Source organism: Spirosoma migulaei, assembly GCF_054776855.1.
In genome coordinates this window covers 52886-76473 of sequence record NZ_BAAHBG010000004.1, presented here as the reverse complement: position 1 = coordinate 76473, position 23588 = coordinate 52886, and the positions used below count along the sequence as shown (strand labels likewise).

The window sequence follows — 23588 nt, the reverse complement described above, 5'->3', positions numbered from 1 at the left end:
TTTCAGGAACAAGCGTTAGACTTGCCAGTTAGTCAGTTATTTGTATGAGACGCTGGGAGAGATGGCTGGTTACAGGGGAAAGGGATATACTATTTACTGAATTGGCGGGCTTGTGAATAAAAAAATAGTAAAAATCACTACCTCGACCCTTCTGTATACTATGAATCGTCTCTGAATCTTGCCGATTATGTCAACTGAAAAAAAATCAGCCCTTTCCCGGAGAAAATTTATTGATCTGGCGGCAAAAGGCACGTTAGCGTCATCCACAATCATCAGTGGGTTCCCCACTATTGTACCAGCCTCCGTATTTGGTAAAAACGCCCCCAGCAACCGAATCAACGTAGCCGCAATCGGTACGGGGCGCATCTCCCGTGGACACGATATGCCGGGCGTTTGGCAGTACGATAATGCCCTGATCATGGCCGTTTGTGATCTGGACAGCAAGCGGGCCGATGAAGCCAAACAACTGGTTAATGGCGTCTATGCCAAGAAAACCGGCAAGGATAGCTACGATGGTGTGAAGGTCTACACCGACTATCGCGAGTTACTTCTGAACAAAGATATTGACGCCGTCATCGTTAGTACGCCCGACCACTGGCACGCGCCTATCGTGGTCGATGCGGTACGTGCAAAGAAGGACGTATATATGCAAAAACCAGCCTCGCTCACCATTGCCGAAGGACGTATGATGGCCGATGCCGTCAAGCAATCGGGCCGGATTGTGCAGGTAGGTAGTCAGCAACGGTCGTCGGAGCAGTTTCGCTATGCGGCTGAACTGGTGCGTAATGGCCGGATTGGGCAGTTGAAAACGGTTTATGTTGGTCTCCCCGGCGACCCATCGGGCGATGAAGAGCCGCAAATGCCCGTTCCAAAGAATCTGAATTATGATATGTGGCTCGGGACAACGCCTGAGGTGTATTACACCGAAAAGCGCGTTCACCCGCAGGTTGGTTACGATCGTCCGGGCTGGTTGCGTTGCGAACAGTTTGGCGCGGGTATGATTACCGGCTGGGGTGCTCACCACGTCGATTCAGCCCACTGGGCCATGAATACCGAATATACCGGGCCTGTCGAAATCTGGGGTAAAGCCGAATTTCCGAAGAGTGGTTTGTGGGATGTGCACGGTATTTTTCGTACCGAAGCCATGTACGAAAATGGAGTACACATGATCGTGACGAATGAAATAGCCAACGGCATTCGGTTTGAAGGCACGGAAGGCTGGATTTTCGTATCGCGGGGTGATGCCGCCGTTACGGCCAGTGACCCAATTGCCAAACAAAATGCCGCTAAGAAACTCGACGCCAGTGATCCCAAAATCCTTACGTCTGTTATTGGCCCAAACGAAGTTCATCTAACTGTCAGTAAAGAGCATCATGGCAACTGGTTAGAAAGCATCGTGAGCCGGAAAGAGCCGATTGCACCTGCCGAAGTCGGCCACCGTTCCTGTTCGGCTTGCCTGCTCCATCACGCGGCCATGAAACTGAACCGAGGGCCGGCCCCGCGCAAACTCTATTGGGACCCTAAAAAGGAGCAGTTCAAAAACGATCCCGAAGCCAATAAACTCCTGTCGCGTCCACAACGCGCCCCCTACGCCATTAAAATGATGGCTTCAGCTAAATAAAAATTAACTAGTTTGGGGTTTAGAGTTTGAGGTTTGACGTTGACGAATAGGCTAACTTCAAACCTCAAACTCCAAACGAATAAAACCTAAAGAATGAAGTTATCCCCCACCGTTGGCTGCCTACTTATGGCTTCGCTGATTACCGCTTGCCAGACCTCTAAGAATGAAGCTGATAAATCGGCCATCCGCCTGATTACGTTAGATCCCGGCCATTTTCATGCCGCGCTGGTTCAGAAAACCATGTACGATGGTGTAGATTCCGTCGTGCATGTCTACGCGCCCGATGGCCCGGATTTACAGTTACATCTCGATAAAATTGAGGGCTACAACGCTCGACCCGAAAACCCGACACATTGGAAAGAAGAGGTCTATAAAGGCTCCGACTTTTTCGATAAGATGATTGCCGATAAAGCCGGAAACGTAGTTGTTATGGCCGGTAACAACCGCCTGAAAACGGATTATATTCAGAAAACGGTTGGTGCTGGCTTCAATGTGCTGGCCGATAAACCGATGGTGATCAGCGCGTCGAACTTCGATAAACTGAAGGAGTCATTTGCAACGGCTGAGAAAAACAAGGTATTGCTGTACGACATTATGACGGAGCGATACGAGATCACAACTCAGTTACAGCGGGCGTTTTCGCAGCAAGCCGAGGTGTTCGGTACGTTGGAAAAGGGCACGCCTGAGAATCCGGCGGTAACGAAAGAAAGCGTTCACCATTTTTACAAAAACGTATCGGGTAGTATCCTGACGCGTCCGGCCTGGTTTATGGACGTAGCGCAGCAGGGCGAAGGAATCGTAGACGTGACCACTCACCTGGTCGATCTGGTGCAGTGGGAATGCTTTCCTGAGCAAACGATTGATTATCAGAAAGACATTCACCTGACATCGGCCCGCCGGTGGACTACCGATATGACCCTAAGCCAGTTCAAGGCGATTACCAAACAGGCTGCTTTCCCTGATTATTTGAAAAAGGATGTCGTGAAAGACAGTATTTTACGAGTGTACAGCAATGGCGAAATCAATTATGAACTGAAAGGTGTGCACGCTAAAGTGTCCGTGATCTGGGCGTACAAAGCGCCCGAAGGAACCGGCGATACGCACTACTCGATCATGCGCGGCACAAAAGCTAATCTAATCATCCGTCAGGAAGCCGCTCAGCAATACAAACCAACCTTATACATTGAAGCTGTTGCTGGAAACAAGGATTTGGATGCTGCCTTGAAAACTGTTTTGCCCGCCATTCAAAAAGAGTTTCCCGGTGTGGAGGTTAAGAAAGCGACCACGGGTTGGGAAGTTATTATTCCTGAAAAATACAAGGAAGGCCATGAAGCGCACTTTGGTCGAGTTGCCGAAAAATACCTGGAATACCTGAAAGCAGGTAGCCTACCTGCCTGGGAAGTACCGAACATGATTGCCAAATACTACACAACTACGCAGGCGCTGGAGTTGGCGAAGAAAAAGTAATTTTCAATGAGTGAATGATAGGATGAGTGAATGGTTTCCATTGCCTATTCATACATTCTATCATTCACCGCACGGGCGGCCCCGTCAATCACTAATTGATCATGAACTCACCACAATCTGCCAATCGGCGCAATTTCATTAAAGAAACCATAGCTACTGCGGCTGGTTTAGTCGTACTACCATCGCTACCCGAACCTGTTCTAGGCGCACCGGCTATTGTACGGTCATCGTCGCTGGGAAGTGATTCGAAACCTGCTGCGGCCCGAATTCGCTTTGCCGTCATTGGTATGAACCACGGGCATATCAATAGTCAGGTTGGCGCGGTTACTAGGGGCGGGGGTGAGTTCGTTTCCTATTATGCTAAAGAGCCTGACTTGATGGCCGACTTCGCCAAGCGTTACCCGCAGGCAAAGGCAGCAAAAAGTGAAGCCGAAATTCTTGATGATAAGTCAATTCAGCTTGTTCTGAGTGCTGGTATTCCCGTTGATCGTGCTCCGCTGGGCATTAGGGTCATGAAGGCCGGTAAGGATTATATGTCGGATAAACCGGGCATCACCACCCTCGAACAACTGGCCGAAGTGCGTAAGGTTCAGAAAGAAACCAAACGTATCTATTCGATCATGTACAGTGAGCGCTTTGAAAATAAAGCCACTGTAAAAGCGGGTGAATTGGTGAAAGCCGGGGCAATTGGCAATGTTATTCAGACCATTGGTTTAGGGCCGCACCGCATGACACCCGCATCACGTCCACCCTGGTTCTTCGAAAAAAAGGAATTTGGCGGTATTATCTGCGACATCGGGTCGCATCAGTTCGATCAGTTTTTATTCTTCACAGGCTCAAAAAAAGCCGATGTGGTTGCTTCACAGGTTGGCAACGTTCACTTTCCGCAATACCCGAATTTTGAGGATTTCGGCGATGTAATGTTGCGTGGTGATGGCGGCATGGGCTATATCCGGGTCGACTGGTTTACGCCCGATGGGCTGAAAAGCTGGGGTGATGGTCGACTGACGATTCTCGGCACAGAAGGGTTTATCGAAATCAGAAAGAACATTGATCCGGCCGGACGTGAGGGCGGTAATCACCTGTTTATCACTGACAAGAAAGAAACCCGTTATATTGATAGTACCCAGGTGGTATTACCATACGGCGAACAACTGGTCAATGATATACTAAACCGTACCGAGACCGCCATGACGCAGGAACACTGTTTCCTGGCTACAGAGTTGGCTTTAAAAGCGCAGAAACAGGCGCAAATGATTCATCTTACGAAATGAGGTGGTAGATTTGGGTCTGGCATCGCGCCAGACCTAAAAAACATTGGCTGCTACTATTCTCATTATCGACGACGAGTCGCGGTTACGTCAGCTTCTGGCTCGTATCCTGCAACTAGAAGGCTACACGGTGTTAGAAGCCGAAAACGCCCGCGCTGGCCTGAAAATCCTCGAACGGGATGATATTCATCTGGTAATCAGTGATGTGAAATTGCCGGACAAAAATGGTATTGAGTTGTCGGCTCAGATTAAGCAACTTTACCCAGCTACCGAAATCATTGTACTAACCGCCTACGGTACTATCTCGGATGGGGTGACAGCTATCAAAAACGGCGCGTTCGACTACATTACAAAGGGCGACGACAACGACCGGATTATCCCACTAGTGAGCCGGGCTGTTGAGAAAGCCTCGCTGCAATTCCGAATTAGGCAACTGGAACAACGGGTAGGGCAGCGCTATGGCTTCGATAGTATAATTGGCTACTCGAAATCAATACAGCACGCAATCGAACTGGCTCGAAAAGTGGCCGTTACGGATACTACTGTGCTCCTCACGGGCGAAACAGGCACCGGCAAAGAAGTATTTGCTCAGGCTATTCATCAGGCTAGTCCGCGCCGAACGGGACCGTTTGTGGCCATCAACTGCGGAGCTCTGGGTAAAGACATTCTCGAAAGCGAACTCTTCGGTCATCGGGCCGGAGCCTTCACCGGAGCTAGTCGTGACCAGAAAGGACTCTTTTCCGAAGCGGATAAAGGCACGATTTTCTTAGACGAGATCGGCGAAATGCCGCTCGACTTGCAGGCTAAACTACTACGGGTACTCGAAACCCACGAGTTCCTGCGTGTGGGCGATACAAAGCCGACCAAAACGGATGTGCGCGTCATTGCAGCTACGAATCGAGGGTTAGAACAGGAGGCTTCTGCGGGTCATTTTCGGCTGGATTTATACTACCGATTGTCTGTTTTTAGTATTGAATTGCCCCCCCTCCGCGACCGGCGCGATGATATTCCAACGCTAGCCGACCAGTTTGCCCAACAGGAAGCGACCAAAGTAGGTAAACGCGCGATTCAGCTCAGCCCTGCCTTCATTCAGAAACTCCAGCAGCATTCCTGGAAAGGCAATATTCGTGAGTTAAAGAACGTCATCGAACGAGCGGTTATCCTGGCCGACACGCGCGATGACGGAACGACTGTGCTTACGCCCGATCTGCTGCCTTACGATATGCAGGATGGTACCCTACTCACTAACTCAACTGCTATGGACTTAGCTACAGTTGAACAACAACACATTCGGCGAGTGTTGCGACATACCAACGGGAACAAAGCCGAAGCCGCCCGACTGTTAGACATTGGCCTGACGACCCTCTATCGGAAACTTCAGGAAGCAGGCTTACCTGACTAATTAGTTGAGTGTGTTGTCAGTTACTTATAACTGACAAGTGAGGTTTCTCAAAACCTCGCGTATTGAATGTGAACTAGGTTTTGAGAAACCTTGCCGTGTCGGTTTCTTAAAAACCGACACCACTGTTGCCACCATTTTCTCAAAAACTAGATCAAGGTCAGCGTCAGTTGTGCGCCAGTTTACGAAGGCGGCCCGAATACCCGATCGGCCTCGATAGGTAGTAGGCGCGATGAAGCCACAATAAGTTGCCGCAATCAGTCATTGAACAGATCCATTACCTGAATAGCGCCCATTCCCTCATTTGCTAATTGGTTTCCTGCCGACTGTATAGGTTGTACTTGTCGGGAGCGTATCGAGGGCATTGAGATGGGCTAAACTTTCGGTCTTGGCCCGTTCGAGTAGGATAGCCAGATCGTTTAAATCCTGTTGTAGTGGTGAGGTCATTTTGTCGAATGGGTTTCTGCTAGAATGAAATAGTGTGTAAAATAAACCAAAACAACGGAGGAGACACGTAGTTTTGATGGTAAATGATTCGATCTTATTGACTTCATGTCTACATCTCATTCTTCGTTAAATAAAGTATCGGCCCAGGGGCTGCTGGTCGCTATCGGTATTGTGTTCGGTGATATTGGTACGTCGCCCCTGTATACACTGGCGGCCGTTATGCGCGGCAAAGACCTGACCGAAACATTGGTTCTTGGTACATTGTCGTGCGTGATCTGGACACTGACATTGCAAACCACCATTAAATACGTAATCATTACTTTACAGGCCGATAATAAGGGAGAGGGCGGAATTTTCTCGCTCTATACCCTTGTCCGGCGGTTTACCGGAAAGTGGTTGATCTATCCGGCCGTTATTGGCGGATCTTTTTTGCTGGCCGATGGCCTGATTACTCCACCTATTTCAGTCTCGTCCGCTATTGAGGGTCTGCTTATTTTTTATCCGCATCTGGATACTGTTCCTATCGTTATTGGTATTCTGGTTGCCCTGTTTGTGAGTCAGCAATTTGGTACCCAGCAGTTAGGAAAGCTCTTTGGGCCAATCATGCTGGTCTGGTTCTCGTTTATCGGCGTCATGGGGTTTATGGCCTTGCTGGGGCAACCGTCTGTTCTGAAAGCGGTAAACCCGGCCTGGGCGTTCCGGCTATTGACCATGTATCCGGGAGGATTCTGGCTGCTTGGGGGCGTATTTCTCTGTACAACCGGGGCCGAAGCCCTCTATTCCGATATGGGCCATTGCGGCCGGGGCAATATTCGGGTTAGCTGGGGATATGTAAAACTAACCCTGTTATTGTCGTATGCCGGGCAATCGGCCTGGATGATGCAGCACCTTGGGAAGCAGATTGGCGAAACCAGCCCGTTCTATTCCATCGTGCCAGCTCCTTTGCTGGTTTTCAGTATTGGATTGGCCACCCTAGCCACCATCATAGCGTCGCAGGCGCTTATTAGTGGCTCGTTTACCCTTGTGGGAGAAGCCATGCGCCTAAACTTGTGGCCCCGGCAAAGCGTCGTTTACCCGTCCGATATTCGGGGGCAGCTCTACGTACCATTCGTGAACTGGGGTCTCATGACGGGCTGTATTCTGATGGTGCTGCACTTTCGCGAATCCAAAAATATGGAAGCGGCTTTTGGCCTGGCCGTTACGCTAACCATGCTGATGAGTACGGTGCTGATGAGCACTTACCTGCGTGTAAAGCGTGTAAACACCTTCCTGATTGTGCTCATTACCGGCATATTTCTGACCGTTGAAACCACCTTTCTAAGTGCCAACCTGGTGAAGTTTGAAGAGGGCGGCTGGATTTCGATCACGATGGGGTTGTTGCTCATGGCCATGATGTTATTCTGGCAACGGGGGGAAGACCTGAAGGCAAGACTTATTCAATACGATTCCCTGCCCGACAATCTGCCACTCCTGAAAAAGTTGAGCAACGATTTGGATATTCCCAAATTTGCTACCCATTTGGTTTACTTGACAACAGCCGAAGACGCTCGTAAAATTGAGTCAGAAACCCTGTACTCTATTCTGAATCGCGCTCCTAAACGAGCAGATATTTACTGGTTCCTGCATGTAAACGTAGAAGACGAACCCTATGTAATGCGCTACAAGGTAGACACACTGGCTCATGAGGATGCGTATTTCATTACGTTTTATCTGGGTTTCCGGGTGCAGCCGCGCATCAACCTTCTCTTCCGAATGGTGGTAGAAGACATGGTGAAGAACAAGGAAGTAACCATCGATAGCCGCTACCAATCGTTGAATACACATCGAGTACCGGGCGATTTTCGGTTTGTCCTGTTTCGATCCTTTCTGTCCTATGAAAATGACCTTCCTGTGAGTTCGCAGGTGATTATGAATGGCTATTTTCTACTCAAATACATTGCCTTGTCGCCCCAGGCGGCCTATGGATTGGATACCAGCAATGTTATTACTGAAGATGTTCCACTCGTACTAGCCCGCCCTAGTAATATTAAACTTATGCGGGTGAAGCCTAAACAAGACTCATCCGTGTAGATCAGCAAGCGTAGATAACCAAACCGCTTTGCTTTTCTAGTGTAAATCGTTAAACGGATTATGAATCGATTTACAGCTATAGGATTGTCTGCTTTGTGTGTAGTGTTGCTCACGCTGGGGGCCAGTATAGGCCAGACGGTGAACTGGAAGAAAGTCAAGGTGTTGGTGTACACGAAGAATGGGAAGGGGTATGTCCACGATAATATTCCGAATGCGGTGGCGTGTATTCAGAAACTCGGTCAGCAAAACGGGTTTTCTGTCGATGTGTCTGAGCAGCCAACGGTTTTCTCCGAAGCCAATCTTAAGCAATACACGCTGCTAATTTTTCCCAGCACCAACAACGATGTATTTGATACGGATGACCAACGACTGGCGTTCCGGCGGTATATCGAAGCGGGCGGGGGGTTTGTGGGTATTCATTCGGTAATGGGTACCGAGCGTAACTGGACCTGGTTCAAGCGGATGATTGGAGGCACCTTTGCCTGGCACCCCAAGTTTCAGAAATTCAAGGTTGACATAATCGACTCGAAGCATCCGTCTATGCAGGGGTTACCCAAAATCTGGGAGAAAGAAGACGAATTCTACTTTACCAAAAATATGTCGCCGGGTCCAACGGTCATTATGGCTAATGATCTGACCTCGCTTAACCAGAATGAACCTGAAAAAGTGAAGCAGTTTGGTGGTTCTTATACGGAGCTGTATCCCTCAGCCTGGTACTACAATTTCGATGGCGGGTATACCTGGTGTACAACCCTCGGCCACGCCAAAACGGATTACGAGAGTGACGCCACCTTTATTAAGCACATTTTTCAGGGCATTCGCTACGTGGCCGGGCAGGTAACAAAAATTGATTTCAGCAAAGCCTACGCGGATTCCAGAGACACGCCGATTCGATAGACAGGACTTATAAAAAATAGTGTAAAGGTTAGTTTTTGGCTCGTCTAACCTTACTGGTTGTAGATACTAATTTACCAACTCTACCTATGAATGATTATTGCAAAGCAGGGCTCGTACTTACGGTCCTACTAGTTACCTCCTGTACATTAAGTGCCCAGAGTAGTCTGGTAAAAGGGCTTGATTCGATCAAGGTTGTAGCACCCGGTGCTACCCTTCGTCAGGTGTCCAGCCAGTTTGCGTTTACCGAAGGGCCTGCCGTCAATAAAAAGGGAGATATTTATTTTACCGATCAGCCCAACGATAAAATCTGGAAGTACGATACCGATGGTCAACTGTCGCTGTACATGGATAAAACAGGACGCTCTAACGGACTGTATTTCGATAAAAAAGGCAACCTGATTTCCTGTGCCGATGAAAAAGATGAACTATGGTCGATTGGCCCCGATAAAAAAATTACCGTTCTGCTAACCAACGTTCAGGGCCAGCGTATGAATGGGCCCAATGACTTATGGCTTGACGCCAAAGGCGGTATTTACTTCACGGATCCCTATTACCAGCGTGACTACTGGGAGCGAAAAAAGCCAGATATCGACGGGCAGAAAGTATATTATTTGCCCAAAGGAAAACAGGAAGCCCTACTGGTGGATGGTGATTTAAAACAGCCCAATGGCATTGTCGGTACGCCCGATGGGAAGTATCTGTACGTGGCTGATATTCGGGACAGCAAAACCTACAAATACGAGATCAAAGCCGACGGTACGTTGACCAATCGGCAGCTTTTTGTGCCGCAGGGCTCGGATGGTATGACGCTCGATAGTCAGGGAAATCTGTACATCTCAGGCCGGGGTGTTACGGTTTACTCGCCAGCCGGAGTTAAACTGGGTACTATACCAGTGCCCTCGCGTTGGGTAGGGAATGTGTGCTTTGGAGGCAAAGACCGCAAAACGCTTTTCATTACAGCATCGGAGTCCATATATACCCTGCCGATGCAGGTAAAGGGAGTTGAGTAATCAGTACCAGGCAACGCTTTATAGCTCAAAACGTTTTGGTTCATAAATCGAAACGTTTTGAGCTATTTTATTTTAAGCCTATTTATTATTGATAAAAAGTGAAATTGTGGTAATTAAAATTAAAAGCTTGTTAGTTTTCCAAATAAGGTTTGGTTTGTTTCGGAATAGTAGCGTTTTTGGGCTAGCCTAACATGATCAGTAACCTAATTCCATCAATTTCTGATCACTTACTTTACTAGTTAGCGTATGCGCTCTGTTTTACGAATCATTGGGTTTTCTTTAGTGGTACTGATTATTATTCTATTGGTCAATACCTTTCGGCTGACCTCGCATCAGCTAATGAATGTGCCACCGGCTGCTCCGATTAATGTATCCGATTCGGCTATTCAGCGGTTTGCCGGAGCCATTCGCATTCCAACCGTTTCCTACACAGACTACAGCCTGACGGATACAACCCAATTCGATAAATTCATTACCTACATCCGAGCGTCCTACCCGCTTATTCATCAGCGGCTGAATCCACAGACGTTCAATCAGTATGGTCTATTATACGAATGGAAAGGGCGAAATCCTACACTTAAACCTATTTTGTTAATGGGTCATTACGACGTGGTACCGGTTATTCAAGGAACACAGGGGATGTGGAAACGACCCCCGTTTGCGGGTATCATTGATGACGGATATCTCTATGGACGAGGTACACTCGATGATAAAATGGGCGTGATGGGCCTGCTGGAAGCGGTTGAGTATTTGTTGAAAACGAACTTTCAACCCGAACGAACAATACTACTGGCGTTTGGTCAGGACGAGGAAACATCGGGGCAACGGGGTGCCCAAACCATTGCGGCTGCTTTTAAACAACGGGGTATCTCGCTGGAATACATTCTGGACGAAGGGGGCGCTATTAAGACCGAAGGCGTTTCGGGCATTAATAAGCCTGTTGCGCTGATCAGTATCGCTGAAAAAGGCTATTTAAGCCTAGAGTTGACGGCCATTGGCAAAGGCGGGCACTCCTCCATGCCACCTGCGCAAACCAGCATTGGCATGGTAGCCGAAGCGGTCAGCAAATTAGAGCATAATCCTTTTCCGGCTCGGCTGGATGGAGGTGCCGACCAGTTGATCGATTATCTGGCGTCGGAAGTTCCCGTTGAGAAACGAATTGTCTTTGCCAATCAATGGCTTTTTAGCCCACTTATTAAGAAGCTGATTGCCGAAACAAAATCAGGAAATGCCACCTTACGCACAACTACGGCACCCACTATTTTCCGGGCTGGTGCCAAAGACAACGTATTGCCCATTGATGCCGTAGCAACTGTTAATTTTCGGCTTTTACCGGGCGATACGGTTGAGGGTGTAATTGGTCGAGTGAAAGAGATAATTGATAATGACAGCGTTACTGTTAGTATTTTGGGGAAAGGAAATAACCCCGCCCCCCTTTCCAGTACTGAAAATTTTGCTTTCCAGACGATTCATAAAACCATCAAGAGTATTTTTCCGGATGTGATTGTAGCGCCAAACGTCATGCTCGGCGCTACTGATTCTAAATTTTACGCGGCTCTTACATCTTCCATCTACAAGTTTTCGCCCATGCCTATGACGGAAGCACAAACAGCGGGGGTCCACGGTACCAATGAGCGTATTCGTGTTAAAGATTATCGAAACGCAATCTGGTTTTACGTAACGCTCATTAAAAATAGCCAATGAATTGTAGTGCCGACCGTCCCGGTCGGGCGTGGACTAAAGCGTTTCTCTTCCGACCGGGACGGTCGGCACTACAAGAAGCCTTATTTGCTTGCTGGTAACTCCTTCACCAGTACAAAGTCCAGATAGGCTAGGTTAGAGCCCTTGTTATAATGCAGGGTGAGCAGGTTAGGCCCGGCAACCGGGAAGGTGATTTCACCCACTGTAGCCTGCGTCCAGCGATGATAGTCACCTGTATTTTCAGGGAAAACCAAATCAACCACCTTTTTATTATTCACGGATAAGGTGGATTTGTTGTCCTGATAGCCGTACACCGTTATAATTCTATACCGGCCAGGAACCACTACATTGACGGTGTAATTGGTCCACTCACCGTCCTCCTGCCAGCCAATATATAACTGGTTCACTTTTGGGTCGACTTTGTTAGGATGATTGAAGTCGGCAAAGTCTTTGGTGAATGAAAGATCGACACCTTCTTTTTCTCTGAAATGCACCAGATACTCAGGCACGCCTGGTCGCTGGTGATCGGGTTTGCGATTGAGTTCTCCGCTACCTTTATTGATTGGATCGGTATCGTGGTAAGCAATTCCCTCACCACCCAGATCGTAATAGGCCAACTCAATGCGTCCGGGTATTAATTGGGCACCTTTTGTGTATTCAGTGTCTTTGAAGGGTTTGCCTTTGTACTCTTTCGGCACTTGGGCAACTACTACTGAAACCGTTACGGTCAGAAGCATAACAAGACTTAAAAGCCCTGCACTTAATGGGTATTGGATGGTGGACCGAACGAAGCGGCCCCAATGGCCTGCTATGCCGTAGTTCATAGGTAGTAAGATTAATTTTTGGTAAGTGGCTTTACGGATACCTCCTTGAAGAATACGACGTCATGTTCTCCGTGATTTTGTAAACCGATGTACCCTGCATTTGGTCGTATGCCCCGATAGGGCTCAAAATCAAATTTACGTGCCGGTACGGGGTCACCTTCTTTATAGTCGGTCACTTTTACGCCGTTGACTGAAATGATGGTACGAGGCCCGTCCAGCGTAATTTCCATGGTATTCCATTCCGGACCGGGTTTGCCGGGCTTAGCCAGCGGTTTGTTTAGGGAATAGAGCGTTCCGGTAATGTGCGTGTCGTCCTCTTTAGACGTTTCTGGATGGTTATCAATTTGTACCTCATACCCATAATGAACCGGCATCCATTCTTCGCGGGGCTCGAGGGGTATTCGAATATAGACGCCCGAGTTACTATTCTCTTTCTGCATTCTGTAAACCACCTTAATGGTACAGTTGCTGAATTTTTCCTTTGTCCAGTATAGCAATCCCATGCCCCCGTGGCCACGGATCGATCCGTTTTCAACAGACATACTTCCCTTACCCACATGTTTCCAGCCGGTAAGGTCAGTTCCATTGAAAAGCTGCCGCCAGCCACTGGTTGCGTTCGGTTTCGTTTGTTGAACTACTGCTGGGAATGGAGTAGGGAGCGGTATCGCCTGGCTATGTACAGTTGATAAGAGAAGGCTAAAGCCAGCCAGCCAGGTTTGGGCAATTGGGTTAATAAAGCTCATTGGTAACGGGTATTTCTAAAAGGCAACTGATTATTCAGGCAGAGCCTTACGACGGAATTGGAAGCTACTGGTTGCCGGAAATCTACTCATATCGCAAACGTAGGGATACAAAAAGGCCATACTTCAAGATGAGTATGGCCTTTGCGTTTTCTTAACCTAAACTCCACGACATTACTGTTACACCCTACTGGTAGTTTCGAGTTAATGGGGATCACTATTTATGAGTCAACTACTATACCAAACTGTTAAGTAATTGATAGTGAATAAAATATGATTTTTAGGGAAATTGGCCCTGTACGATTTTGGACAGCAAGCGTCCATTTTAGTACACTCTAAACTGTACGTTGACTTTATAGACTCGTCTGTATTGTACATGTCAACCCTTGTTTCTTAGCTGTCTGTATAAAGTTGATTAAATTCAAAATAAGTATACTTAAAGAAATAGATAGCGTTGACTTTATTTTGTTTCCGTTTTTACCTTTTAATAAATTTATAGTGACTGTCTAATTGATCTCTGTCTAAATGTTTAAAAAATAATCCTCGAGCTAATCAATCATGAATACCCGTAACCAGCACTCAACCCTATTGAACTACATAATCTACGCACTACTTGGTATTGCTGCGATCAGTGCATGGATGATTGTGACCCTATAGCCCTGGAACGAATGGGCACTTCCTATAGATGAAGGTTCATGAGAAACAAGTCTGCCCTGTCTAATGCTATTAACCCAAAGAACTTCTATTCTATACTATTGATGTACTCATGTCTTCAAATCAAAAATTCGCTCTTGTTACCATTTGTGATAATAGGTTTGCCCTCTTATTAGCCTCTTTACTTAAGTCGATTGAAGTCAATCTCGCTTCTCCGACGCAATTTGATCTCTATTTGGTGAATGACGGGATTCGACCGTTAACCCGGAATAAGCTTTTGCGGGCCATAAACCCGGATGTGTTTCATATTCATTGGCTAACCATTGATGAGACTTTACCTCCAGGGGTGACGCTACCCATGGATCGCTCGACGTTTCCTCGCAACGTTTTTGTGCGGTTGTTTATTCCTTATTTTATTCCTCAGGAGTTGACCAAGGTTGTCTATCTGGATGTAGATATGATTGCTCACCAGGATATAACAGCTTTATGGGCTATTGATTTGGGGGATAAACTATTGGGTGCTGTTCAGGATCGGGCTGAAGTAGCAGGTAGTTCGTGGGGGGGGTATAGCAATTATCAGGACTTAGGCTTAGCACCTGATACAAAGATTTTCAATTCGGGCCTTTTACTGATTAATCCTATAGCTTGGCGCCAGCAGAATATTACTGAGCGTGTCATTCGGTGTATTGAGGAGAATGTTAAATATGCTGTGTTTCCCGACCAGTATGGCCTAAATGTGGTATTAGCGAATCAATGGCTGGAGCTTGACCGGCGCTGGAATTGTTATGCCCAATATGATGAAGTCAATCCCTATATTATTCACTTTACGGGTGTGAAGCCTATTTATACATCATATCAGTATAACAAGGCCTATCAGGAGGAGTTTTATCAATATCTGCGCATGACTCCCTGGCAGCACTATAACCCCATTGGAGGATGGAGACGCTTTTTGCTAAAGCTAACCTATAAGCTCAGTAAGCGTTGGTACCACTTAACATACCGACTTAATCCATTTAAAGGACTGGCTGATAGTGAAGCAACGCATGCATCGGCAACCCGTTTTAAGCTTCTCTAACCAGCCTAGAGGTTTCTCCAGTTTCAGTTTGACGTCAATCAGACCGATCGCTCATAATAAATTTAACCGACTCATCAGTTCGGACTTATTGGCGCGGCTAATGGGAATTACTTTTGAAGCTACCACTAAATTGCTCTCTTCTATATCGACGATTTTATCCAGGTTAATGATATAAGACCGATGAACCCGGAGAAACTGTGTTCCTAATTTTTCTTCCAGTGATTTCATCGTTGTATAGACCACAAACGCCTGTTGGCTGGTCAGGATTTTGACGTAGTCGCCCGCATTTTCAATATACATGATTGAATCATAGGGAACGCGAACATAGCGGCCATCACACTTGACATAAATGGCTTTATTATCCCCCTGTCGCACTGGCTCATTCTTTTTCTGTGCTGCCAGAACCTTCTCAACAGCTAGCTTAAAGCGAGGTTGCGTTATAGGCTTTTTCAGATAATCCGTAACCTGGTACTGAAAGGCATCAAAGGCATAATCTGTTTTGGCGGTTGTCAGAATAACCTGTGGTACAACGGGTAGTCGATCCAGTAAGTCGAATCCTGATAGCTCCGGCATTTCAACATCCAGCCAGATCAAATCAATTTCATGCTCTGATAATACGTTCAGAGCCTGAGTGGCATTCTCACAAATCGCCACTATTTCTAAGGATTCGTGTTGCTCACAAAGGCGTTGCAAGGCCTTGCGAGCCATCGTTTCATCATCAACGATTATACATTTCAGGATCATGGTATGGTTGTTGTCAGCAAGCGTTGCCATTCGGCCTGAACAAGTGGTTTACAGCTTATCAGATCGGAATGTAATTGATTCCAGAGACGGCTAATCCGCTCTGATTTGGTGGTTGTAGCGGCTAATTCCTCAAACTGGGCTAGTAATATTTCCAGATCTGATAAACCCACCATGCCAAGAGTAGGTCTTAGTTTATGGGCTAACAGACGTATATCTACCCAGCGTTGTTCCGCAATAAGCGTATCGAACGTATCAAATTCCGGCCATACTGTTTCCAGAAATGTTTCGAACATACTGGCAGCATAGGCAGTATCCTCACCATATAATTCACGCAGTCGTTCTGTATCCAGCAGATGAGTTGAGGGGGTATTCGTTAGCCGATTTCCTTCCTGTACCATCCCAGCCTTCTGATCTACCTGTGTCAATGCCAAGTCTGGGTCCGTCCTCATAAGTATAAAAAAACTACAGTTTTTAAATTACAAGTATTGAAATAGGTACTAATGTAAATAATTGTTTAGATAGATAGCTAGTTCACTAATTAGAAGTTATAAAATAATCGGTACCTGAACCCTACATAGCACCCTGACGGCCTAGCACTAGCGGGCGTCTACTCTGTGCTCATTTCAGGTAATTACTGGCCTGGCAAAAAAGAAGCCAATTATTACTTAAAAGACGGCAATTTATGCTATTCATCGAATATAGATCACTAATAAACTATATAACCGCCACCTTTATTTTACTAAACTACAAGTCAACTGTTACGCAGCTTACTTATGTCTACTTCACTAACCGACGAAGCCCTGATTCGGCAATACATGCCTCATCAACCCAATGAGTGCTTCGAGACTCTCTATAATCGGTACGTCAACAAAGTATATCGGCATTGTTTATCCATAACTAAGGACACGGAGAATGCCCATGACTTTACGCATGACATCTTTATCAAGATGTTTAGTAAGTTAGATACCTTTCACGAACGGTCGAGTTTTTCTACCTGGCTTTATTCAATTACGCACAATTACTGCGCTGGCCAGCTCCGCTTATCCAAGCGGCTTACGCTGACTACGCTCGATGAAAGTGAAGAGACTTGTTCGTCTGAAGGGCAGGATGCCCAAATTCAGGAACAATCCCTTCAACTGCTTAAACAGGCGATGGCTAGTTTGTCGGCTAACGAACAGACGCTCTTAAAGCTTAAGTATGAGCAGGGAATGCGTTTTGAGGAGATTGCTCAGTTGTATAACCTGAAGCTTAGCACCGTTAAGATGCGGATTAAACGAAGTCGTGATAAAGTTTACCGACTGTGTTCATACCAGAATCTACCACTATAATCGGGTAAAAATTTCTGTTGTGGTTTATTGAAATCGGCCAGCATTTGCGCAAGTAAAGCTCATAGTTAGGGTTCTAGACGGTTTAGGTAGGGTGCTTCCTGAATGGTAGACTTTACATACTATTCTCCTGCTTCATTGTATGAGGGGAACTGCTCCGGTTTCCTCAAAAGTAATGGACTGCTAAGGTATCGGCAGGTCTTGCGTTCTTTCCCCACGTATACTCTCCATTTTGTCCGCAAGTGAACAGAAATTGTCCAGTTACGGACAGCACCCGTTAATGGCACACTTCGTAATATGTTGACAGTCAATTGGTATAAGAAACTGGCACAAGCTTTGGAATAGATGTAGCAACTAGTAAACAACACCTATTTAAAGACTAAACACGCTACTACCATGTTACCACTAATGAGCAAAGCCGCAGTTTCTATTTTATTGAGCGCTTCTTCCTTTATTAATCCCACTACTCCCAAAGCACTTTCGTTCGATGCCAGCGCGTATGTGACAATCAACCATGAAATCCGGGTTGCGGTCCAGAAATCAACCGAGACACCAGTTGTTGTGTTGCTTCGCAATAAAAACAATGAAGTTCTGTATCAGCAAAGCATTGGCAAGAAAGAAGCTAAATATGCCATGAAGTTAAATGTTGATCAACTGGCCGATGGAGAGTATGAACTGGAAGTAAAATCAAGCGAAGGCAGCATTCGAAAACAAGTAAATCTGTCGACGCCCGTTCAACAGACCAGCCGTACAATTGCCATGCAATAAACGCAGGCTCTGTACTTTATAGAAAAGCCCAGCTGATTAAGGCTGGGCTTTTCTATGTTGGAGCTTCGAAAGAGGTGCTATACGTACTACTCTTCCTGACCGAGTTAGCGCTACATAAATTTTTTAATCAGCTGAAAGCCGAGGGCGATACAAAGCCAACGGTGTTTTTGTAGAGCATACGCTCTATATCCCTACTGTTGATTCAATTTCCTGCACATTTACTCATTCTGCAACATTTGTTATAAATGTTGCTACAAAAGTTACGATTAGTTCGGACGTTATGTAGGATTTTTGAGCAAGCAATAAATTTGATGCGAATGAGGCTTGCTCCTAAAATCTTTACTTCCAATCCAGACCGCTATTGTTATACGATTCCTGTTAGCGCAACGGGGTCGCTCTGGTCTGGGTTTGGTGGGTATCGGTATATAGCATGTTCATTTTTACTGATTAGGGTAAACGCTAACCTCAGACCCCGGGTCATCCACTCAGCCTGTCAGTTCATCCAGCCTGGTGTTGACTACATAACCAGAGCCTACCCATCTGTCCAACTGCATTCGCAAAAGCAAGTTCGAGCTGATATTCAGGTGACTACCCCTATACCAGAGGCCGTTTCGACAAAGTGGGCTGCTTGATAGTAGCACCTTTATGTTAATTAAGCTCATTATGTACCTTAACATGAGCGGTCTTATACTCTTCTACGGCTAGTGTACGCCGTTCGATAAATTCGCGAACACTCATTGGTAATAGCTCGGCTTGTTCACCGTTCTTGGCTTAACTTGCCTGTATAAACTGTATATACATTGAGGTTTATAATGGTACTAACCATTGTTGCTCCTGATATTGCGCTTTTTAGTTTATTTATATCGAAACGTGATCTTTAAGAAACGAAGCCCGATTTGCGATAATATAGGGGCAGATAGAAGTGTACCACTACAAGGCTCGTGGGAATCGCTGGTATCAGATTGATATGACATCGAGTTAGCCAATTGCCGTTTTTACCTAATGAAACACAAACTCTTTCGCGTCTTAAGCCTTATTTCTCTACTTATTTCCGCGCTTTTAATTGCCAGTGCTTTCTTTTTCCCATTCAAAAACTTCTATCCATTAGTGTGTTTTTTTGCTTCGCTTACATTTACGGGTTTAGGGCTTTACTTATCGCGAAGGTCAACTGACTAACAGCGTTGCTGAACCTTAAGCTATTAACTAGTTGTGTTCATTCTGTTGAACGTAGTCAGTAGCTCGCTGGGTGTTGCTTTGGTCATTGCATCACTGAACCCAAATGTCAATTCCGTTTTACCTTGTTTTAACTGCTCAAACACAGCATCGATAAAATCACTTACGGGAGGGGCATGATCGTGTAATCCTTTTCCTCCCAGATCTGTATTAAGGGCGGGAGGTATCATCTCAATTACCTCTATACCGTTGGATTTTAATAACACGCGTAGCGATAGGGTGAAGGAATGGAAGAACGCCTTGGTAGCAGAGTAGACGGGCACTTTAGTTAGCGGGACAAAGGCTAAGCCCGACGTTACGTTAATAACCGAGGTTAGAGCGGGCAAGTTAATGAACAGGGACGTGAGGTGAAGTGGGGCTTCTATGTTTACCATAAGTTCATCTTTGGCGCGTCGGAAAAAGTCCTCGTCGGAAACAGACATCCATTGTTGAATACCTGCATTGTTTACTAATACCGATAAGTCATTATGTTCTTCCTGAATCCATTGGTAAAGGGCGTGCCGTTCTTCGGCAATGGCCAGATCGCAGGATCTTGTGATGACAGAAGGAAAATTAGTCGCTACTTCCCGGAGTGCTGACTCTCTCCTTCCGCAGATAATTACGGTGTTGTTTTCCTGGATGAAGCGTTCGGTAAGCCCTAAGCCAATCCCTGAGGCTCCCCCTGTAATCAGAATTTTATTATTCGAAATGTTCATATACCTGTTGGTTTGAGTTGTCTGCGATTACTAACAAAGGTAGGCTGGCCGGGGAGAGAATGTAGTACGATTTTCAAACCGTCGTCTATAAAAAGTGGATTTTTAAGTGTAAGCCAGGAAACAACGCTACAACTGGCTGAATACCTCTCTTTTGTCGGAAATACCCCCTAATATTGACGCTTTAGCCCAGTTTCTCCTAGCCATTTAGTCGCCATTTTTGTACTGGCGAATAAGCGTCCATCGAGTCGGGTTTAGGATTTGCATGGAAAAACGGAACGCTCATGCACATCCCTCTGAGAAACCTGATTAAACCAACAGAATTCATTTGCTTGATGGCCTCAATTATGTTGCTGACCGCACTGGCCATTGATATTATTCTGCCCACCTTTGGTGCCGTTCGCCATCATTTCGGTCTGGGGCCAGAGTCAACCGCAACTGCTCAATTAGTTACGTTCTTTTTTCTTGGTCAAATTGGGCAGATTTTTTTTGGCGTACTCTCGGATCGCTATGGCCGCTTACCCGTACTGCGAGTTGGTTTTCTTCTCTATATAGGTGGGTGTATAACCACTGTAATGGCTTCTGGCTTGGCCTGGCTTCTGGTAGCACGCTTTATTATGGGATTAGGAGCAGGAGCTTTGTTTGTAAGTGCTATTGCCTGTGTTCGTGATCGATTTCAGGGGAGTGAAATGGCGCGTATCATGTCCCTGATTCTGACCATTTTTCTGACTGTGCCCATTGTGGCACCTTTGCTGGGTTCTGCCATCCTCCTTGTTGGGCCCTGGCAGGTAGTTTTTCTAACCCCAGCTAGTTTTGCAATTGTCTTCTTTATCTGGTCATTCCGGCTCAGTGAATCACTATCGGAAGCAGATCGGCAACCGTTAGCCTTAGCTTCACTGATACAGTCTATGCGTCGAGTCTGGAGCAATCGGATTTTTGTCCGCTATACAGCTATTACGACCATCTTATTTGCTGGTTTTAGTTCTTATATAGGCAGTTCGGAACGCATGGTTGGTACAATTTATGGCCGTCCGGGGCTTTTTGTTTTCATCTTTGCGAGTGTGGGTATTATAATGGCTTTCTTCACATTCTTAAATGCCAAACTGGTCGCCCGGTTTGGCGCGCGTCGTACGGTACGGAGTCTGTTAACCGTTTACTGGATTCTGGCGAGTATCTTACTCGGGCTAACGATCCTGCTAAAAGGGCCAGTGAATATGTTTATCTTCTTTGGTCTCATAGCCCTTCTACAAGGGATCAATGTAGCTGCTGAGCCCAATAGTAGCGCGTTAGCGCTCGAACCCATGGGGTCAATGGCAGGTATGGCTGCGTCCATTTATGGGACCTCTTATCTAGTTGTAGGCGCACTGGGAGGCTCATTCATTGATCGGCTGCTGGTGAATTCGATAACTCCTCTGCCAGTTGCCTATTTTATGGGCGGGCTGGCAGCTATGCTTTTGGTACGCACGGCTCCTAAACGCTAACCATTCCCCTGATAGGAAACAGCAGTAAGCCCGTAAAGCACTGCAGACAAGTTGAGCCCCTTCACGGATAAATTACCACATTCGGTAAGCTGAGCTACCAATTATAAAGCCAAACCCACCAAACATAGAGTTGGGCTTTAGGGTGTTTACACGTCCGCTACCTTTGGGTCATTACTTCATAGAGATAACTAACTGTATTGGAGCCAGCAAAAAGGCGTGGAGAGATACCCCTTACTTTTGATGAAATGGCAGGGTGATAAGCTTTCAACTCTTTAGTATACAAGTGTTTTATGTATAGTAAGCAGAACAGTACTACGTAATTAGTAAGAACAAATGAAGGTTTATTTTTTTGCTATTATCTCAACCTTGCTGTTAACATTTACACCAAGTTATCATCAAGCGCAGGCACAGACAACGAAAGAAACTTCACTGATTGCTCAGCTCGTTAAAGAGGCAAATCAGACAGGTGCACATTCTGAAGGAGACGTTTATCTGTTGGTCAAAATCAGGGAAACAAAATACATGGCCGAACTCAAGTCCGGTAAAGTAGTAGACCAAAGGAAGGCCGATAGTAGCGGGGGAGGCATTTGTGGTGATTATGCCGAAGTCAGTATAAACCTGCTGGATAAAAATAAACAGGAAACCTCACAAGGTGCTGGCCAGGTGCTGAAATGGAGAAACGGCAAATGGATAATGATTGCGTTGTCGGAAGGCGATTATGCCTGCGAAAAATTAAAGGGAATTCCTCCCTCTGTTCTGACCTGTTTGAAGGTCGAGTGCAATTGAGATACGCGTGATTTTTTGGACTAACACCTCCGCCAATGAAAATTTTAGCCATTACGATCCTATCCATTCTGGTTCTCGGTTTCTTGTTTGTCCAATGGGCAAACAAACCGGAACAAGTTGAGGCATTGACCAGAAAACGAAAAATGGAGGCAATTCAGAAAATGGAGAATGAGAAAAAAGAAGTCCAAACTCGTATAGACCATGCGTTAATTCAAAAAGAAATTGAGTCTAAAAAAGCGAACATGACACTCGCGATAAACGAGAATTTCGCAAATAACCGGTTTGAACGACTTGACTTCAAGTACGATCATATTGATTATTTCAAGCTTGAGAAAAAAGAATTGAACTTCTCCGGTATGTTAGCTAAAGGCCAAAATGCACAGGATTATTTTATGAGCTCGCAAGATGATTTTGACGATTTTATCGCAGAAACGCAGATTGGAATCTGGGGGGAGAATGCTTACGCGGGTATTTTCTGGGATGCCAAACCGAATAACGACAAAAATCCTGAGCAGTATCAAGCTGCCTACGCGTCGCCTACTACGTTATATGTTGAAGCTGGTGATACAGAACGTTTCAGCCTCGGGGGCCTTATTTCGAGCGAAAATAATCAGTTACTCCGCGTTGAGCGATTTGGTAAAAACGTAAAGGTGAGTGTTAATGGTAGAACTCTTTTTGATGAACAGGTAGTATCAACCAACAGCGGCAAAGTTGGTATTTTCATAGGGCACCGCGGGGGTACTCGTAACATGGTTCAATCAATCAGTATTGGCATTAAATATTTTAAGGTTTGGCAGTGATTTATCCCCAACCAATCACTGTTTCAGCAGGCCACGCCCGTATTTTCCAGAATCACTAACGGTATAAGCCTGTTCAGTACGCTTACTATTTATCTGTGCTCTTCAACGCCCAAAAAATAAGGGCTGGTTGGAAAAATAAGCGTACAAACCGTTTTAGGTCCGTATCCAAACCGAATGCGCTTCGTTTATTCACGAACTGAGAAACGTTGCCTGGGAAAACAGCTGTGAAAAAAGTGGCCGCTACTTTTCCAACATCTTGCTGGTGCTTTTCATCCGTCAGTATCAAACTACTACCCAACGCTATTTCGGCTATGCCCGAATAGATCACGGTATCATCTTTCTTTACCGGGACCCAATCCGGGACTTGCGCTCTGAATTCCTTCCTGGCAAACGTCAAATGGCTTATGCCAGCAAAAACTAAAGAACCTCCTAAAACGATCCTTGCTACTTTTTTTACAGTTTTCTCGTCCATAGCCCTGTTATATTAATCACCTTCCAGAAATAATTCCAATAAATTTTAATACAGAAAGACATACAGGATACTTGATCCTATTCCTTCATTGTCCTTCATCGATTTATCTTT

The 23588-nt window shown here is 46.0% G+C and carries 21 protein-coding genes; 14 read left to right on the top strand and 7 right to left on the bottom strand.

Translation table 11 applies throughout. The features are described 5' to 3' along the window. Positions 1-187 precede the first annotated feature (187 nt). The 4 genes from ACYVGO_RS04940 (at position 188) to ACYVGO_RS04925 (ending at position 5761) form a co-directional block, all read left to right on the top strand. Positions 188-1621, top strand: coding sequence for a Gfo/Idh/MocA family oxidoreductase (locus tag ACYVGO_RS04940; RefSeq protein ID WP_460967997.1), 1434 nt, complete (start codon positions 188-190; stop codon positions 1619-1621). Positions 1622-1714: 93 nt separating this feature from the next. After that, positions 1715-3088: a putative oxidoreductase C-terminal domain-containing protein gene (locus ACYVGO_RS04935; protein ID WP_460967995.1), complete on the top strand. Its 1374-nt coding sequence runs from the start codon at positions 1715-1717 to the stop codon at positions 3086-3088. 101 nt (positions 3089-3189) lie between these two features. Further along, positions 3190-4362, top strand: coding sequence for a Gfo/Idh/MocA family protein (locus tag ACYVGO_RS04930; protein ID WP_460967993.1), 1173 nt, complete (start codon positions 3190-3192; stop codon positions 4360-4362). A 43-nt stretch (positions 4363-4405) separates the two neighbouring features. Then, the gene (locus tag ACYVGO_RS04925; RefSeq protein ID WP_460967991.1) at positions 4406-5761 is read left to right on the top strand and encodes a sigma-54-dependent transcriptional regulator; all 1356 of its coding nucleotides are present in this window, start codon (positions 4406-4408) and stop codon (positions 5759-5761) included. A 297-nt stretch (positions 5762-6058) separates the two neighbouring features. Here the strand turns inward: ACYVGO_RS04925 and ACYVGO_RS04920 are convergent, their stop codons facing one another. Then, positions 6059-6205 carry a hypothetical protein gene (locus ACYVGO_RS04920; RefSeq protein WP_168207897.1) on the bottom strand — a complete coding sequence of 49 codons (147 nt, stop codon included), beginning with the start codon at positions 6203-6205 and terminating at the stop codon, positions 6059-6061. A gap of 105 nt (positions 6206-6310) precedes the next feature. Here ACYVGO_RS04920 and ACYVGO_RS04915 point away from each other — a divergent pair, with 105 nt between their 5' ends. The 4 genes from ACYVGO_RS04915 to ACYVGO_RS04900 all read left to right on the top strand — a co-directional run bounded on the left by ACYVGO_RS04915 (position 6311) and on the right by ACYVGO_RS04900 (position 11886). Beyond that, positions 6311-8275 (top strand): KUP/HAK/KT family potassium transporter, encoded by a 1965-nt coding sequence (locus ACYVGO_RS04915; RefSeq protein ID WP_460967989.1) that lies wholly within the window; start codon positions 6311-6313, stop codon positions 8273-8275. Between the two features lie 60 nt (positions 8276-8335). Beyond that, entirely contained in the window at positions 8336-9172 is an 837-nt protein-coding gene (locus tag ACYVGO_RS04910) for a ThuA domain-containing protein (RefSeq protein WP_460967988.1), read from the top strand. An 86-nt stretch (positions 9173-9258) separates the two neighbouring features. Next, the gene (locus ACYVGO_RS04905) at positions 9259-10182 is read left to right on the top strand and encodes an SMP-30/gluconolactonase/LRE family protein (RefSeq protein ID WP_460967987.1); all 924 of its coding nucleotides are present in this window, start codon (positions 9259-9261) and stop codon (positions 10180-10182) included. A 246-nt stretch (positions 10183-10428) separates the two neighbouring features. Further along, positions 10429-11886 (top strand): M20 family peptidase, encoded by a 1458-nt coding sequence (locus ACYVGO_RS04900; protein ID WP_460967985.1) that lies wholly within the window; start codon positions 10429-10431, stop codon positions 11884-11886. An 80-nt stretch (positions 11887-11966) separates the two neighbouring features. Here ACYVGO_RS04900 and ACYVGO_RS04895 read toward each other — a convergent pair whose 3' ends face one another. Next, positions 11967-12707, bottom strand: coding sequence for a hypothetical protein (locus ACYVGO_RS04895; RefSeq protein WP_460967983.1), 741 nt, complete (start codon positions 12705-12707; stop codon positions 11967-11969). An 11-nt stretch (positions 12708-12718) separates the two neighbouring features. Next, complete coding sequence (locus ACYVGO_RS04890; RefSeq protein WP_460967982.1) at positions 12719-13450, bottom strand: 3-keto-disaccharide hydrolase; 732 nt, start codon at positions 13448-13450, stop codon at positions 12719-12721. A gap of 763 nt (positions 13451-14213) precedes the next feature. Here ACYVGO_RS04890 and ACYVGO_RS04885 point away from each other — a divergent pair. Next, entirely contained in the window at positions 14214-15176 is a 963-nt protein-coding gene (locus tag ACYVGO_RS04885; RefSeq protein ID WP_460967980.1) for a glycosyltransferase family 8 protein, read from the top strand. Positions 15177-15227: 51 nt separating this feature from the next. On the opposite strand, the gene ACYVGO_RS04880 is transcribed toward ACYVGO_RS04885, so the two are convergent. Continuing rightward, the gene (locus tag ACYVGO_RS04880) at positions 15228-15950 is read right to left on the bottom strand and encodes a LytR/AlgR family response regulator transcription factor (RefSeq protein ID WP_460967978.1); all 723 of its coding nucleotides are present in this window, start codon (positions 15948-15950) and stop codon (positions 15228-15230) included. Further along, positions 15917-16369, bottom strand: coding sequence for an Hpt domain-containing protein (locus tag ACYVGO_RS04875; protein ID WP_460967977.1), 453 nt, complete (start codon positions 16367-16369; stop codon positions 15917-15919). Before ACYVGO_RS04875 ends, ACYVGO_RS04880 begins: the two co-directional genes overlap by 34 nt. Before the next feature lie 324 nt (positions 16370-16693). Between ACYVGO_RS04875 and ACYVGO_RS04870 the strand changes: the two genes are divergently transcribed. Continuing rightward, positions 16694-17248, top strand: a complete 555-nt coding sequence (locus ACYVGO_RS04870; RefSeq protein WP_142775672.1) for an RNA polymerase sigma factor — start codon at positions 16694-16696, stop codon at positions 17246-17248. A gap of 405 nt (positions 17249-17653) precedes the next feature. Then, entirely contained in the window at positions 17654-18013 is a 360-nt protein-coding gene (locus ACYVGO_RS04865) for a hypothetical protein (protein WP_246859310.1), read from the top strand. A 1199-nt stretch (positions 18014-19212) separates the two neighbouring features. Here ACYVGO_RS04865 and ACYVGO_RS04860 read toward each other — a convergent pair. After that, positions 19213-19941 carry an SDR family oxidoreductase gene (locus tag ACYVGO_RS04860; RefSeq protein ID WP_142775670.1) on the bottom strand — a complete coding sequence of 243 codons (729 nt, stop codon included), beginning with the start codon at positions 19939-19941 and terminating at the stop codon, positions 19213-19215. A 281-nt stretch (positions 19942-20222) separates the two neighbouring features. On the opposite strand from ACYVGO_RS04860, the gene ACYVGO_RS04855 reads away from it, so the two are divergent. The 3 genes from ACYVGO_RS04855 to ACYVGO_RS04845 all read left to right on the top strand — a co-directional run bounded on the left by ACYVGO_RS04855 (position 20223) and on the right by ACYVGO_RS04845 (position 23005). Continuing rightward, complete coding sequence (locus ACYVGO_RS04855) at positions 20223-21419, top strand: MFS transporter (RefSeq protein WP_460967974.1); 1197 nt, start codon at positions 20223-20225, stop codon at positions 21417-21419. A gap of 333 nt (positions 21420-21752) precedes the next feature. After that, entirely contained in the window at positions 21753-22205 is a 453-nt protein-coding gene (locus tag ACYVGO_RS04850) for a hypothetical protein (RefSeq protein ID WP_460967972.1), read from the top strand. Between the two features lie 35 nt (positions 22206-22240). Beyond that, the gene (locus tag ACYVGO_RS04845) at positions 22241-23005 is read left to right on the top strand and encodes a hypothetical protein (RefSeq protein WP_460967970.1); all 765 of its coding nucleotides are present in this window, start codon (positions 22241-22243) and stop codon (positions 23003-23005) included. 85 nt (positions 23006-23090) lie between these two features. On the opposite strand, the gene ACYVGO_RS04840 is transcribed toward ACYVGO_RS04845, so the two are convergent. Beyond that, positions 23091-23477, bottom strand: coding sequence for a DoxX family protein (locus tag ACYVGO_RS04840; RefSeq protein WP_142775666.1), 387 nt, complete (start codon positions 23475-23477; stop codon positions 23091-23093). Between the last annotated feature and the right edge of the window lie 111 nt (positions 23478-23588).